Raw genomic sequence first — 14,472 nt, 5'->3', positions numbered from 1 at the left:
CGGATTAGCTGTTGTTGGCTTCGAAATCGCGCAGGATGGCGTTGCCGCGCTCCACGGCGCTGTCCAGTGCTTCCTGGGCGGTCTTCTGGCCGGCCAGCATGGCCTCGAACTCGGCGTCCACGGCATCGCGGACCTGGGTCAGGTTGCCGAAGCGCACGCCCTTGGAGTTGGCTGTGGGAGTGCCGCGCATGATCTGCTCGATGGCGATGTCTGAACCCGGGTTCTTGGCGTAGTAGCCCTGCTCCTGGCCCAGCTCGTAGGCTGCCGTCGTGATCGGCAGATAGCCGGTGAACTGGTGCCAATCGGCCTGCACTTCGGGTTGGCTGAGATAGGTGAAGAACTTGGCGACGCCCGAATACACTTCGTCGGACTTGCCGTTCAGCACCCACAGGGTCGCGCCGCCGATGATCGAGTTCTTGGGTTCGTCGATCAGGTCGTCATAATAGGGCAGGGGCGCAAAGCCGACTTCGAAGTCCACGGCATTGCGGATCACGCCAGCGCGGCCAGCCGAGGAGTTCATGAACATCGCGCATTCCTGCGCCACGAACTTGGGCTGTGAATCGTTGCCGCCCACCGGGCCGCCATACTGGAACAGGCCTTCGTCAGCCCACTTCTTGAGATTGCCCCAATGCTTGACGACGGCTTCATTGTTGAAGCTCAGCTCGGAAGCCGGGCCGCCAAAGCCGTTTTCCAGCGTGCCATATGGCTGGTCATGCAGCGCCGACATGTTTTCGGTGTGGATCCAGGTGATCCAGGCCGTGGTCAGGCCACACTTGGCTGCGCCGGAATCGACGATCTTGCGCGAGAATTCTTCCACTTCGGCCCAGGTCTTGGGCGCGACTTCCGGATCAAGGCCGGCTTTTTCGAACACGTCCTTGTTGTAGTAGAAGATCGGCGTGGACGAGTTGAAGGGCATCGACAGGATGTTGCCTTCGGTGTCCGAATAATAGCCGACCACTGGCTGCAGGAACGCGCTCGGATCCCAGGGCTCGCCCTTGTCGGTCATCAGCTGGTGCACGGGATAAACGGCGCCCTGGGCAGCCATCATCGTGCCGGTGCCAACTTCATAAACCTGCACGATGGCGGGCTGCTCGTTGGCGCGGAACGCCGAAATCGCGGCGTTCAGCGTTTCAGGATAGGTGCCCTTGAAAACCGGGGTAACCTTGTACTCGGTCTGGCTTTCATTGAAGCCCTGCGCCACTTCCTCGAGCTTTTCGCCGAGTTCGGCGCTCATGGCGTGCCACCAGGTGATTTCGGTCTGGGCATAGGCCGGTGTTGCCGACATCACGGCGACCAGTCCTGCAGACAACAGCAAAGCGTTTTTGAACATGCTCACTCCCATGTTATTGCGCTGGGAGCTTTTCGTCCCAAGCTTGGCACCACTTGATAGCATCGATTCTTCCTTTGCAAACTGAAATGCTCATTTGAACATTCAAGAAGGGGGGTTGATGGCCTTGCTGCAGCCTGCTTAGGCTTCTAGTTGGAGCACCTAACCGTTTTATGACAGCGCACAGCGTCATTCGCGGTTTTGCCCCAAGCAGTTGCATCACTGGGGTTCATGTGAACATCATAGGGGCTGGCCATTTGGCCGCTCAAGGAGGCGTCGTTTGTATTTCATCGCAGTGCATCTGGTAGCCGCCATCGTGCTGCTGCTCTGGGCAGTGCGCATGGTGCGGACCGCGGTTGAGCGCGCCTATTCGCCCCAGCTTAAGCGTTTGCTGGCTTACGCCAACAAAAGCCGCATCGGCGCCGCCGCTGCCGGCACTGCCATGGCCGTTGCCCTGCAAAGCTCCACTGCCGTGGCCGCGCTCGCCTCGAGCTTTGCTGCCGGCGGGCTCCTCGAAGGCGGGACGGGCCTCGCACTGATGCTGGGGGCCTATTTCGGCTCGGCGCTCGTCGCCAGCATCCTGTCCTTTGATCTCACCGTCCTCATGCCCCCGCTGATCATCATCGGCGGCATGCTGTTCCTGCGCGGCCAAAGCCGCGGCACCAAGCAGCTCGGCCGCATGGTGCTGGGCATCGCTTTTGTTCTCCTGTCGCTGCAAATGGTGGGGGAAGCCACCGCCCCCTGGCGCGACAGCCGCGCGCTGGGCTCGGTCATCACCTATCTGCAGGGCGATCTCTGGACCGGTTTCCTTGTCGCCGCGCTTATCACCTGGGCGTCCTATTCCTCCGTCGCCAGCGTTCTCGTCATCATCTCCTTTGGCGCCACCGGCCTTATCCCGCTCGAAGTGGCCACCGCCTTTGTGCTCGGCGCCAATCTGGGCGGCACGCTGATCTCCTGGAGCATGACCCGGGCCGCCGATGTGCGCGCCCGCCGCATCGCTGTTGGCGCGCTGGCCTTCCGCGGCGGCGCCGCGATTCTCGTTCTGCTGCTGGTCCAGCTGCTGCCCCATCTGCTTGACGCTATTCCAGGCAGTGTCGGCCTCCAGGCCAGCATCCTCCATATCGGCTTCAACTTCGCCGTTCTCGCGCTGGGCTTGCCGCTGACCGGCCTTGTTGCCCGCCTGACCGAACGCTTCATCAGCGAAGCGCCGGTCGAAGGCGAGCTCAATGTCGCGCGGCTGCGCAGCAACGCTCTGCTCTCGACCCCTACCGGCAACATCGATGCCGCGCTCGCCAGCGCCACGCGCGAGTTGCTGCGCATGAGCGAAACGGTCGAGGTCATGCTCCAGCCGGTGATGGAAATCTTCCAAAGCTGCGACAAGACAGCCATCCGCCGCATCAAGGCGCTCGAGTCCGAGGTCGATCAGGCCAATCGTGAGATCAAGCTGTTCCTGACGCGCCTTGAATGGGAGGAAATGGACGCCGCCCAGACCCGCCGCGCCAAGGACCTGACCAATTTCGCCATCAGCCTCGAACAGGCCGGCGACATCATCGTCAAGCAGCTGCTCAAGCTCGCCGAGCAAAAGCAGGAGCGGCGCCTCGCCTTTTCGTCCCAGGGCTGGAACGAGCTGACGGACCTGCATGCGCGCGTCCTGGGCAACATGCAGCTGGCCTTCAATGTGCTTGTGTCCGAGGACACCGATTCGGCCCGCCAGCTCGTGGCTGAAAAGGACGAGATCGGCGTGCTCGAGCGGCGCAGCATGGAGCAGCATTTCAGCCGCATGCGCGACGGCAACCCTACCAGCATCCAGTCCAGCGACCTGCACCTTGAAACCGTGCACGCGCTGCGCCGGATCAATTCCCTGCTGACCGGTATCGCCTATTCCATCCTCAGCGACAGCGGCGAGCTGCTCCGCACCCGCCTCGTGCAGACGGGTTAGTCCAGCGCAAACGCCCCGCGTTTGTCGCGCAGCGCAAACCCGGCGCGAACGCTAGCGTTCGTCGCCCCCGCGCGTGCGCTTTTGCGCACGTCGCTCCCTCTAAGCTAAACCGTCTTCAGCCAGCCGCCATCGACGAAATAGGTCGAGCCCGTCGAATAGCTCGCCTTGTCCGAGCACATGAACACAAAGAAATTCGCCAGTTCCTCGGGGCTGGCGAAGCGCTTCATGCCTCCCGCCTCGTTGGCGACGCCCTGCAGATGGGCTTCCCAGCCATCTTCGCCCGCGATCTGCTTGGCCGTCTTGATCCAGTCTGGCGTCAGGATCAGCCCGGGATTGATGGTGTTGACGCGGATATTGTCGCCGACGACCTCGGTCGAGAGCGTCTTGCTGAACATCATGAGCGCAGCTTTGGTGGTGTTGTAGATCGGCTCATACCAAAGCGGCTGCACCGCGCAGATCGAGGCATTGTGCAGCACGACGCCGCCGCCCCGCGCCTTCATGCTGGGCACCAGCCCGCGCGCCAGCCGCATCGCCGCCATCACATGCAGGTCCCAGTAATACTGCCATTTGGCGTCATCGGCCTCCTGGATGGTTTCGTTGGAGCCGGTGCCCGCATTGTTGATGAGGATATCGACCCCGCCAAAGCCGCGCTTGGCCCCGGCGATCACCGCCTCGCAGCCTTCGGCCGTGGCCACATCCGCGGCAATTGCGGAAACAATGACCCCATAGGTTTCGGCAATGCGGATGGCTTCCCGCTCGGCGCGCTCCCCATCGCGCCCGACCAGCACCAGATTGGCCCCTTCTGTCGCCAGCCCCTCGGCCACCGCCAGCCCAATCCCCACCGTGCCGCCGGTGATCACCGCGACCTTGTCCCGCAAACCCAAATCCATGCTCAAACCTTTTGTTCTACCGGCGGCGGCATCGCCCCGGTCATGATCGCCACCGCATCGGACATGGAAAAGTCCTTGGGGTTGATCACTGCGATTCGCTTGCCGAGGCGGTGGATGTGAATGCGATCAGCCACCTCGAATACATGGGGCATGTTGTGCGAGATGAGCACGATCGGCAAGCCGCGCCGCCGCACATCAAGGATCAGTTCCAGCACGCGCCGGCTTTCCTTGACCCCGAGCGCCGCTGTCGGCTCATCCATGATCACGACCCGGCTGCCAAAGGCCGCGGCCCGCGCCACCGCGACGCCCTGCCGTTGCCCGCCCGACAGGGTTTCCACCGCCTGGTTGATGTTTTGGATCGTCATCAGTCCCAACTCAGACAGCTTTTCGCGCGCGATCTTTTGCATCCGCGCCCGGTCGAGGCCGCGAAACACCGACCCAACGATGCCGGGCTTGCGCAACTCCCGGCCCAGGAACATGTTGTCGGCAATCGAGAGGGCAGGGGATAGCGCTAAATCCTGGTACACCGTCTCGATCCCCGCCATCCGGGCCTCGAGCGGGGAGCGAAAATTGACCGGCTTGCCTTCCAGCAGGATCTCCCCGCCATCGGGCAGCACCGCGCCACACAGCGCCTTGATCAGGGTGGATTTGCCCGCACCATTATCCCCGATCACGGCGAGGATCTCGTTGGGCATCAACTCGAAATCGGCATGGTCGAGCGCCACCACCCGGCCATAGCGCTTGGTCAGTTGCCGCGCTTCGAGAATGGGCTGGGTCATGCCGAAACCCTCCGGATCCATTGGTCGATCGCCACGGCGATGATGATCAGCGCGCCCACGGTTAGCTGCCGCCACAAGGGATCCACCCCGGTCAGCGACAATCCCGAATCGAACACGCCCACGATCAGTGCGCCAAACAGCGTCCCCAGAATCGAGCCGCGTCCCCCAAACAGCGACGTGCCCCCGATCACGACGGCGGTGATGGCGTCGAGATTGGCGGTTTGATTGCCCAGCGGCGACACGGCGCCCACCCGGCCGATCAGTACCCAACCGGCAATCCCGCACAGCAGCCCTGCCAGGGTATAAACGCCCAAAAGGGTGCGGTTGACCTGAATGCCCGCAAGCCGTGCGGCATTGGCATCATCGCCAATGGCATAAACATGCCGCCCAAAGGCCGTGCGGCTCAGGAGATACCAGATCACCACCGCGACTAGTAGCATCAGGATCGAGCCATACATCAAGAAGGCGCCACCTCCGAGCGGAATGCGCGCACCCATCCAGCGCAGAAACGGCGCATATTGATCCAGCGCCTGCGCCCGGATCGTCGCGGCGTTGGACACCAGCGTAATCAGCGCCCCATAAATGCTCCAGGTGCCCAGCGTCACGATGAACGGTGGCAGCTTGAGCGCGGTAACGAGAAGGCCATTGAGGAAGCCGCACAACAGCCCCGTCAACAATCCCGCGGGAAAGGCGATGGCGACCGGCACCTGGTAGTCCACCGCCAGCTTGCCCATGATGATGGAGGACAGCACCATGATCGCGCCGACGGACAGGTCGATCCCCGCAGTGATGATCACGAGGGTCTGCGCCGTGCCCAACAAGGCAATCAGCGTCACCTGCGCCAAAATCAGCGACAGGTTAAGTGAGCCAAAAAACCGACCGCCGGTCACGAACCCGAACACCGCCACCGCCACCAGCAGGATGATGGCGGGAATCGCTGTTGGGTTCTGGTGAAAGAAGTGCTGGATCCGGCGCCCCGCACCGGGTGCCTCGTCCTCAAAGCTCGCCACTCCGGCAGGTCCGCTGCCAAGGCCGCGCTCTGCCGTCGTCACGCCGCTGGCGTCGTCACTCATCGCCTGCTCCTCCTGGGGTGAGCGGAATGCAGTGGGCCCCTCCGGCAAGTGGCCGGAGAGGCCGAGGAGGCGCTTAGCCCCAGCAGAGTTCGGCAGCTTCGGTGGTGCCGATCGATTCCACGCCGTCCACCGGCTTGTCGGTCACAAGGCGTGCCCCCGTATCGTAAAAGCCCAGTTCCGGATCGACTTCCGGCTTGGTGCCGTCCTCGGCAAACTTGGCGATTGCCTCCATGGCGAGCGATGCCATGTCGAGCGGGTATTGCTGCGAGGTCGCGCCGATAATGCCTTCCTTGACGTTCTGCACGCCCGGGCAGCCGCCATCGATGGCCACGATCAGCACCGAACCATCATCCTTGCCCACCGACTGCAGGGCCTGGTAGCCCCCCGCCGCCGCCGGCTCGTTGATGGCATAAACCACATTCACATCCGGGCAGCGTTGCAGCAGCGTTTCCATCGCGGTCACCCCGCCTTCTTCGGCGCCGCCGGTGACTTCATGCCCGCAAATGCGCGGATCGTCCTCGTCGCCATAGCGATTGGGATCCTTCACATCGATGCCGAAGCCTTCCATGAAGCCCTGGTCGCGCAGATAGTCGACGGTGGGCTGGTTGGTTGCCAGATCGAGGAACGCGATCTTGGCATTGGCCGCTTCATCGCCCAGCGTGCCAGCGGCCCATTGCCCGATCAGCCGTCCCGCCTGCCGGTTGTCGGTGGCAAAGGTCGCGTCGGCCGCATCCATCGGGTCGAGCGGGGTATCCAGCACAATGACCAGCAGCCCGGCATCGCGGGCCTGCTGAATAGTGGGCACGATAGCTGACGAATCCGAAGGAACGATGGCAAAGCCCTTGGCGCCCGCGGCGATCAGGCTTTCGATAGCGGCGATCTGGCTTTCATTGTCGCCATCGAACTCGCCGGCAAAGGTGCGCAACTCGAGCCCGAGTTCCTGCGCCTTGGCCTGCGCGCCTTCGCGCATCTTGACGAAGAAGGGATTGCCCTCGGTCTTCGTGATCAGTCCGACAATTTCCTGCGCATAGGCCGAGCCGGACGCAAGGCCGAGCAGCACGGCGCTAGCCGCCGTGGCTTTCCAGAACCTGTTCATGTGTTCTCCTCCAGAACATGGACGTCCCGGATTTTTCCGGTCACGACCGCTGCGAAGTTCGCGCGCACTCCTCGTGCGCCGCTTCGATAAAGATGATGTCAGCACGCCACCTTGGGGCCTGTCAATCAACCGGAATGGGGCTTTGCTCGTTTGTTGCTGTTGCTTCCGTCCTATCTTGGTGCGAGAGCCTGGCGGCAAGTATATGCTGCCGTTTCCTTGTGCATTTGCTTTACGTAACGCTGCGCAATTTACCCCAATCGAACTCCACGCCCGTGCCAGGCACATCCGGCGCCACCGCCAACCCGTCGCGCAACTGCAGGGGGCGGATGGTGTAGTGGTCGATGTCAAAGCTGTGGGCCTCGACCCAGCCGGCATTGGGCTGTCCGGCCACAAGGCTCACATGCAATTCCTGCATCCCATGACTGCACACCGGAATGCCGTGGGAGCGCGATAGCTCCGCCACCCGCAGGAACCCGGTTATCCCCCCACAGTTGGAGGCATCGGGCTGGATGAACGAGAGTTGCGACTGCGCCAAGGCGTATTCAAACTCGTGGATGGTGTGGAGGTTCTCCCCCATCGCCAGCGGCATCCCCGTTGCCTCGACGATCGCCGCATAGCCGAGGTAATCATCAGGGATGATCGGCTCCTCAAACCAGAGCAGGTCGAAGGGCTGGAACGCTCTCGCCGCCGCAACGGCGCGGGGCACATCCAGCGCATAATTGGCATCCACCATGAACGGGGTATCCGGCCCGATCAGCGCCCGCACCGCCCGCACCCGCTCGACATCCTCTGCGAGGTCGTCCTTGCCCACCTTGATCTTGATCGCCCTGAATCCTGCCGCCAGATACCCCTGAATGCTCTCCAGTAGCTCGGGCAGCGTGTAGTTGAGGTCGATCCCGCCGCGATAAACCTTGGCCGTTGCTCCCGCGCCGCCGGCCATCTGCCAGAGCGGCCGCCCCTCGCGCTTGCCCTTGAGGTCCCAGAGCGCAATATCCACCGCCGACATCGCAAACGCCGTGATCCCGCCGCGCCCCACATAATGGATGTGCCACCACATCGCGTCATAGATGGCGTTGATCTCCCCGGCATCGCGCCCCAGGAGCATGGGTGTCAGGTCATCCTCGACGACGGCGAGTATCGCCCGTCCACCCTTGCCGCCGGTATAAGTGTAGCCGGTGCCCTCCACCCCTTCGCTGGTGCGGATGGTGACGGTCACGAGCTCGAAATGGGTGTGCGCGCCATGCTTGGCATCCACCATCACCTTGGGGAGCGGCACCCGGAACAGATGGGCCTCCACGGCCTCGATCAGTGGCGTGTTCATGGGGTTCAGGACCAGTTCACATACATGGTTTTCTTGCGGAAATAGCCGTCGAGCCCATATTTGCCGTCCTCCCCGCCCAGCCCCGATTGCCCCCAGCCGGTATGGAAACCTTGCACCAGCTCGCCGCTCGAGCGGTTGCAGTAGATTTCCCCGAACTGCAGCGCTTCCGCCAAGCGCATCAGCCGCTTGAAGTTCTGCGTATAAACATAGGCGGAGAGTCCATATTCGCTATCATTGGCGAGGCTCAGCGCCTCCTCGAAATCCCCCACCACCATGGCCGGCACCACGGGTCCGAAGATCTCCTGCTGCATCGCCGGCACCGAGTTGTTGGGCACTTTCATCACCGTGGGCGCATACCAATGCCCGCGGGCAAACTCCCCCTCCCGCAGCGGCCCGCCCTCGAGCAGCACCTCGGCGCCCGCCGCTATCGATTGCGCGACGATAGCGGCGACCTTTTCCACCTCCGGTCCACTGATCTTGGGCCCAAGATCGGGGTCACTCAGCGGATCGCCGATCCGCAACCGCTGCGTGCGTGCCACGAACTTGTCCAGGAATTCATCGGCAATGGCGCGATGCAGATACATTCGCTCATTGCAGGTGCAGATCTGCCCGCAATTGCTGAACCGCGCCGCCACCGCGCTTTCGACGGCCGCATCCACATCGGCATCGTCCATGACGATAAACGGTGCCTTGCCCCCGAGTTCGAGCCGCAGCACCTTGATCTGGTCGGCGCCCGCCCGGTAGATTTCCTTGCCCGCCCGCGTACTGCCGGTCATGGTGATGAGGTCGGCATGGGGATGGGTCACCAGCGCTTCCCCGACGCTCCGCCCAGCGCCCGTCACCACATTGAACACCCCCGGCGGGAACCCCACTTCTTGCGCCAGTGCCGCGAGGGCCAGCCCCGAAAACGGCGTGAACTCATGCGCCTTGAGCACGAATGTATTGCCCGCCACCAGCGCCGGCCCCAGCTTGCGCGTGGCGAGCGCCGCGGGGAAGTTCCACGCCGTCAGCCCCACCACGACCCCATGCGGCACCCGCCGGATCCACACTTCCTCATTGGCCATGTCCGAGGGAAAAATATCCCCCTCGATGCGCCGCGCCGACTCCGCCGCATAGCGCAGAAAAGTCTCCGTCGCCCCGATCTCCCCCATTGCCTGGTTGAGCGGCTTGCCCTGTTCGGCCACGACGATGCGCGCCAGCACCCCATCATTCGCCCGCACCGCATCGGCCAGCTTGAACAGCAGCTTGGCCCGCTCGATCGGCGGCAGTGCCGCCCAGGCCGGCTGTGCCCGCCGCGCCGCCTCGATTGCCGCCGCCGCATCCTCGGGCCCGCCTTGGGGGATGGTGCCGATGATGCGCTGGTTGGCCGGGTTCTCCACCTCGAACACATCGCGCGCGCCCCCATCGGTCCAGCGCCCGTCGATCAGCATCTGCCCGCGATACACCCCGCTACCGGCCAGCTCCGCCAACATCTCCTGCAGCATCAACGGCTCCTCCGCTTTGCTCCGACCAAACCAGCACAAGTGAGGCCGTCCGGCCGGCGAAAGTCAAGTCCCGCCGCAGTTCATCGAAACTTTGGACGGACCAAACCACGTTTTGCGCTTGCATTCTGATGCGAACTTGGTTGAGGTATCGGGCAAAGGAGAGCGGTGACGTGACGGGTACAATGGAGCTGGCAGCGGAACACCGAAGCGGAGTGAGTGATCGCGCCGCCGATATGGTCGTGGCCCGGCTCGAAGCCATGATCGGCAGCGGCGAACTGCCCGATGGCAGCTATCTGCCCGCCGAACGCGAACTCATGGCCCAGTTCAACATCAGCCGCACCGTCGCGCGCGAAGCGGTGGCGCAACTGGCGGGCAGGGGGCTGGTCGAAACCCGCCCGCGCTTCCGCCCAGTCGTGCGCCGCGCCGGCTATGATGCGGCCCTTTCAGCCCTCGGTGGCGTTGTCGGTCAGCTGCTCGGCCAGACCGCGGGCGTCAAAAACCTCTACGACACCCGCGTTTTTCTCGAAGCCGCGCTGGTGCGCCATGCCGCGCTTCATGCCCGCAAGGACGATCTCGCCGCCCTGCGCACCGCGCTCGAGGCCAATGAAGCTGCCATCGGTGATGCCGCTGAATTCTATCGCACCGATATGGCTTTTCACGCCGTCTTTTATGAGCTGCCGCGCAATCCGGTGATGCCCTCGATCCATCGCGCCTTCACCGGCTGGCTGCGCCCCCATTGGGAGCGCATGGATCGCTCCTCGGAGCGCAACCGCACCAACTGGCTCAGCCACCGCGAAATCTACCAGGCCATTGCCGAACGTGACCCCGAGGGGGCCGAGCGCGCCCTCAATGGCCACCTGACCGCCGCCTGGGAATATGTACGAGGAACATTCGACCAGGGCTGAACTCCGCCAAGAGAGGACGCCCACCCGAGGAGGACCACCAAGCGTGACGCAGGAATACGATCATATCGTTGTGGGCGGCGGCGCGTCGGGCTGCGTGGCGGCCGCGCGGCTGGTCGAGGCCGGGCGCCGGGTGCTGCTCCTGGAAGCCGGGCACTCCCACCATCATCCGCTGCTCGATATGCCGCCGGGCATCTTCAAGATGATCAACGGCTCCAAATTCATGCGCTATCACGCCACGACGCCTCAGGAGCATCTGGACGGGCGCGTCCATGAGATCAGCCAGGGCAATGTGCTGGGCGGCGGCACTTCGGTGAACGCCCAGGTCTATATGCGCGGCCGCCCATCCGACTACGATGCCTGGGACGAGCTCTTGCGCGGCAACAATGCCGGTGTGCGCTGGGACTGGGAGCATGTGCTCCCCCATTTTCGCGGCATGGAAGGCAATAACCGCTTCTTTGACGAGCGCCACAACGACAGCGGCCCGCTGCTCGTGTCCGATCCCGGCCACATCGACGATGTGTCGCGCTGGTTCGTGCAAACCATGCAGGGCCTGGGCGTCCCCTTCAATCCCGATTTCAACGGCCCCCGCCAAACCGGGGTCGGCTTCTACCAGTTCATGAACCGGCGCGGCAAACGCTCCAGCGCCGCTTACGCTTTCATCGAGCCGCTGCTCAAGCATCCGCGCCTCACGGTCAAGCTCAACGCCGCCGTGCAGCGCCTCGTCATCGACAAGGAGCGGGCGACCTCCGTCGTTTACGCCGACAGCTCGGGCGAGCACACCGCCCATTCCGCCGCCGATATCATCGTCTGCTCGGGGGCGCTGGTTTCCCCCAAGCTGCTGATGCTCTCGGGCATCGGCCCCGCCGATGAACTGCGCGGGCACGGACTTTCCGTCACCCTTGACGCGCCCGGCGTCGGCCAGAACCTGATCGATCATCCCGAAGTACCGATCCTTGCGCACTTCAATGGTCCCTATGGCTATTTCGGCCACACCGATGGCTGGCGCATGCTGATGCACGGCCTGCAATTCAAGGTCTTTGGCTCCGGCATGGTGACCTCGGCGGGCGTTGAAGCCGGGGCCTTCGTCAATCCCATCGACGCGGAGGCCGAACCCAGCATCCAGGCCTTCTGCGTCCCCTTTGTGTATCTCGACCGCGACCTGCTCAAGCTCATCGCGCCCACCCATGGTGTCACCGTCACCACCGTCGTCACCAAGCCCAAATCGCGCGGCTTTGTGAAACTCCGCTCCGCCAACCCCGCCGACATGCCCATCGTTTCCCCCCATCTGCTCAAGCACCCCGACGACATGGCCACCATGATCGCCGGCCAGCGCTTCTTCCTCCGTGCCTTCCAGAATGGCCCCTTGGGCTCGCGCGTGGATAAGATCCTGCGCCCCGACCCGGCTGACCTCAGTGACGGGGCGCTGGCCACCCACTGCAAGCGCATGGTCAAGACCAACTACCACCCCGCCGGCACCTGTCGCATGGGGCCTGATGGCGATCCCTTGGCCGTCCTCGACGCCCAGATGCAGGTGCGCGGCATCGACAATCTGCGCGTCGCTGATATGTCGGCGTGCCCCACCATCAATGCCGGCAACACCGCGGCGCCGGCCATGATGCTGGGCGATCGCTGCGCCAACTTCATCTTGGGCAGCACAGTCAATCAAATGGACGGAGTACGCGTTGGCCATGTCGCTTGAAGGCAAATCAGTTCTGGTCAGTGGTGCGGGCAAGGGTATCGGCCGGTCCACCGCTCTTATGCTCGCCAAGGCGGGCGCCCATGTCGTGGCGCTCAGCCGCACCGAGTCTGACCTGGATAGCCTCGTCGAGGAAATTGGCTGCACCCCCGTCGTCGTAGACTTGTCCGACCCTGAGGCTACTGTCGCCGCAGCCCATGCAGGTGGACCGGTCGACTATCTCGTCAACAATGCCGGCACCACCATTCTCGAAAGCTTCCTCGAAACCAGCGTCGACAGCCTCGATCAGTTGATGGCCGTTAACCTGCGCGCCCCGATGCTGCTCGCCCAGGAATATGCGCGCGATCGCATCAGCCGCGGTCTGGGCGGCGCCATCGTCAATGTCTCGAGCAATGCGGCATGGATGGGCTGGGCTGATCACGCCGCTTACTGCGCCAGCAAGGGTGCCCTTGATGCCATGAGCCGCGTCATGGCCAATGAGCTTGGCCGACATGGCATCCGCGTCAACACCGTCAATCCAGCGATTACGCTGACGCCCATGGCGGTCAAGGCCTGGAGCGATCCGGCCAAGGCCGATCCCATGCTGCGCCGCATGCCCCTCGGGCGGTTCGTGCAGCCCGAAGAGGTCGCATCCGTGATCCTGTTTTTACTCAGCGACGCGGCCGCCATGATCAATGGCGTCGCCCTGCCGATAGATGCGGGTTTCGCCGTGAACTGAAGCAAGCAGAGGGAGCCCGGCAGGAAATGTGAGGGAGGTAGACGCAGGTTCCGGCCATGCTCCGGGCGCAGGTGCGTGTCGCATAATACATCAAGAATATCAGCTAGTTAAGGCTAATTAGCTGCATTGACGTCGCAAGATTATTTGGTCAACTATCATGGTTCGTGGCTCAAGCCACTGGTCGCGCAATAGCGGCCAAACTGGGAGGAAAACTACATGATGATTACCCGTCGTAGTCTGCTGATTGCTTCGGCCGCCAGCGCCGCAGCGTCCATTCTGGCCTCGCGTGCCTTTGCCGCCGCGCCCCCGCTGGAACAGAAGGACACCTACAAGGTCGGCTTTGCCCAGACCGAAAGCAACAATCCCTGGCGCCTCGCGCAAACCAAGTCCATGCAGGACGAAGCCGCCGCCCGCGGCTGGCAGCTGGTTTATACCGATGCGGCCGGCTCTGCCGCCAAGCAGGTGGCCGACGTCAACTCCATGATTGCCCAGGGCGTCGATCTGATCTTCCTCGCCCCGCGCGAAGAAAAGCCGCTGATCCCCGCCATCATGGCCGCCAAGGGCGCCGGCATTCCGATCATCCTGCTCGATCGCAATGTGGACCAGAGCCTCGCCAAGCCCGGCGAAGATTACGTGACCTTCATCGGCTCCAATTTCGTGGAAGAAGGCCAGCGCGTGGCCGAATATCTGGTCGGTCTCGGCCTCGACAAAAAGGTCATCATCGAACTTGAAGGCACCACCGGCTCTTCGCCCGCCAATGATCGCAAGAAGGGCTTTGATGACGTCATTGCCCAGCATTCGGACTTCCAGATCGTGGCCTCCCAGTCCGGCGACTTCGCCCGCGACAAGGGCCGCCAGGTGGCCGAAACCCTGCTGCAGGCCCATCCCGACGCCAATGTCATCTATGCCCACAACGACGAGATGGCCATCGGCGCCATTGCCGCCCTTGAAGCGGCTGGCCGCACCGCCGGGCGTGACGATTGCCTCGTCTTCTCCATCGATGGCGGCAAGGAAGCCGTGCAACTCGTGGTCGATGGCAAGATCGAAGCCGTGGTCGAGTGCAACCCGCGCTTTGGCCCCAAGGCTTTCGATACCGCCGTGGCTTATGCCGCTGGCGAAACCATCCCGCCGGTGATCATCAATCCCGACGAGATGTACACGCCCGAAAACGCCGCAGAACTGCTCGACACTGCCTACTGATCGCAAGGTGACGGGCATCCGCCCTTGCGGCGGGTGCCCCCGTT

At 63.3% G+C, this 14,472-nt stretch carries 12 protein-coding genes; 5 read left to right on the top strand and 7 right to left on the bottom strand.

The features are described from left to right. Positions 1 to 4: 4 nt before the first annotated feature. The gene (gene ugpB, locus AC3YMN_RS11720) at positions 5 to 1,330 is read right to left on the bottom strand and encodes a sn-glycerol-3-phosphate ABC transporter substrate-binding protein UgpB (protein WP_489890114.1); all 1,326 of its coding nucleotides are present in this window, start codon (positions 1,328 to 1,330) and stop codon (positions 5 to 7) included. 277 nt (positions 1,331 to 1,607) lie between these two features. On the opposite strand from ugpB, the gene AC3YMN_RS11715 reads away from it, so the two are divergent. Then, positions 1,608 to 3,266, top strand: coding sequence for a Na/Pi cotransporter family protein (locus AC3YMN_RS11715; protein ID WP_489890113.1), 1,659 nt, complete (start codon positions 1,608 to 1,610; stop codon positions 3,264 to 3,266). Between the two features lie 104 nt (positions 3,267 to 3,370). Here the strand turns inward: AC3YMN_RS11715 and AC3YMN_RS11710 are convergent, their stop codons facing one another. The 6 genes from AC3YMN_RS11710 to AC3YMN_RS11685 all read right to left on the bottom strand — a co-directional run bounded on the left by AC3YMN_RS11710 (position 3,371) and on the right by AC3YMN_RS11685 (position 9,909). Continuing rightward, entirely contained in the window at positions 3,371 to 4,156 is a 786-nt protein-coding gene (locus AC3YMN_RS11710) for an SDR family NAD(P)-dependent oxidoreductase (protein WP_489890112.1), read from the bottom strand. A 2-nt stretch (positions 4,157 to 4,158) separates the two neighbouring features. Continuing rightward, on the bottom strand, positions 4,159 to 4,935 hold the full coding sequence (locus AC3YMN_RS11705) for an ATP-binding cassette domain-containing protein (RefSeq protein ID WP_173087593.1): 777 nt from the start codon (positions 4,933 to 4,935) through the stop codon (positions 4,159 to 4,161). Then, complete coding sequence (locus tag AC3YMN_RS11700; RefSeq protein ID WP_127752772.1) at positions 4,932 to 6,008, bottom strand: ABC transporter permease; 1,077 nt, start codon at positions 6,006 to 6,008, stop codon at positions 4,932 to 4,934. Before AC3YMN_RS11700 ends, AC3YMN_RS11705 begins: the two co-directional genes overlap by 4 nt. A 73-nt stretch (positions 6,009 to 6,081) precedes the next feature. Further along, on the bottom strand, positions 6,082 to 7,104 hold the full coding sequence (locus AC3YMN_RS11695) for a sugar ABC transporter substrate-binding protein (protein ID WP_489890111.1): 1,023 nt from the start codon (positions 7,102 to 7,104) through the stop codon (positions 6,082 to 6,084). Between the two features lie 229 nt (positions 7,105 to 7,333). Then, on the bottom strand, positions 7,334 to 8,425 hold the full coding sequence (locus AC3YMN_RS11690) for a mandelate racemase/muconate lactonizing enzyme family protein (protein WP_489890110.1): 1,092 nt from the start codon (positions 8,423 to 8,425) through the stop codon (positions 7,334 to 7,336). A gap of 5 nt (positions 8,426 to 8,430) precedes the next feature. Further along, the gene (locus tag AC3YMN_RS11685) at positions 8,431 to 9,909 is read right to left on the bottom strand and encodes an aldehyde dehydrogenase family protein (protein WP_489890109.1); all 1,479 of its coding nucleotides are present in this window, start codon (positions 9,907 to 9,909) and stop codon (positions 8,431 to 8,433) included. 212 nt (positions 9,910 to 10,121) lie between these two features. Between AC3YMN_RS11685 and AC3YMN_RS11680 the strand changes: the two genes are divergently transcribed. From AC3YMN_RS11680 to AC3YMN_RS11665, 4 genes are all read left to right on the top strand, one after another. Next, positions 10,122 to 10,814, top strand: a complete 693-nt coding sequence (locus AC3YMN_RS11680) for an FCD domain-containing protein (protein WP_489890108.1) — start codon at positions 10,122 to 10,124, stop codon at positions 10,812 to 10,814. 43 nt (positions 10,815 to 10,857) lie between these two features. After that, positions 10,858 to 12,513, top strand: coding sequence for a GMC family oxidoreductase (locus AC3YMN_RS11675; RefSeq protein WP_489890107.1), 1,656 nt, complete (start codon positions 10,858 to 10,860; stop codon positions 12,511 to 12,513). Further along, entirely contained in the window at positions 12,503 to 13,228 is a 726-nt protein-coding gene (locus AC3YMN_RS11670) for an SDR family oxidoreductase (RefSeq protein WP_489890199.1), read from the top strand. Before AC3YMN_RS11675 ends, AC3YMN_RS11670 begins: the two co-directional genes overlap by 11 nt. 219 nt (positions 13,229 to 13,447) lie before the next feature. Next, a complete protein-coding gene (locus AC3YMN_RS11665) occupies positions 13,448 to 14,428 on the top strand; it encodes an ABC transporter substrate-binding protein (protein ID WP_489890198.1) in 981 nt (326 codons plus the stop codon). The last annotated feature ends 44 nt before the right edge of the window (positions 14,429 to 14,472 follow it).

This window comes from Devosia sp. Z11_6 (genome assembly GCF_058133665.1).
The sequence above is the reverse complement of the archived record's forward strand: the minus strand, read 5'-3'. Positions and strand labels throughout refer to the sequence as shown.

Bases quoted from the DNA above. Each gene is read 5' to 3' on its own strand.
- AC3YMN_RS11685 (WP_489890109.1), bottom strand. From the start codon at position 9,909: ATGCTGCAGGAGATGTTGGCGGAGCTGGCCGGTAGCGGGGTGTATCGC.
- AC3YMN_RS11710 (WP_489890112.1), bottom strand. From the start codon at position 4,156: ATGGATTTGGGTTTGCGGGACAAGGTCGCGGTGATCACCGGCGGCACG.
- AC3YMN_RS11700 (WP_127752772.1), bottom strand. From the start codon at position 6,008: ATGAGTGACGACGCCAGCGGCGTGACGACGGCAGAGCGCGGCCTTGGC.
- AC3YMN_RS11705 (WP_173087593.1), bottom strand. From the start codon at position 4,935: ATGACCCAGCCCATTCTCGAAGCGCGGCAACTGACCAAGCGCTATGGC.
- ugpB (WP_489890114.1), bottom strand. From the start codon at position 1,330: ATGTTCAAAAACGCTTTGCTGTTGTCTGCAGGACTGGTCGCCGTGATG.
- AC3YMN_RS11695 (WP_489890111.1), bottom strand. From the start codon at position 7,104: ATGAACAGGTTCTGGAAAGCCACGGCGGCTAGCGCCGTGCTGCTCGGC.
- AC3YMN_RS11665 (WP_489890198.1), top strand. From the start codon at position 13,448: ATGATTACCCGTCGTAGTCTGCTGATTGCTTCGGCCGCCAGCGCCGCA.
- AC3YMN_RS11690 (WP_489890110.1), bottom strand. From the start codon at position 8,425: ATGAACACGCCACTGATCGAGGCCGTGGAGGCCCATCTGTTCCGGGTG.
- AC3YMN_RS11670 (WP_489890199.1), top strand. From the start codon at position 12,503: ATGTCGCTTGAAGGCAAATCAGTTCTGGTCAGTGGTGCGGGCAAGGGT.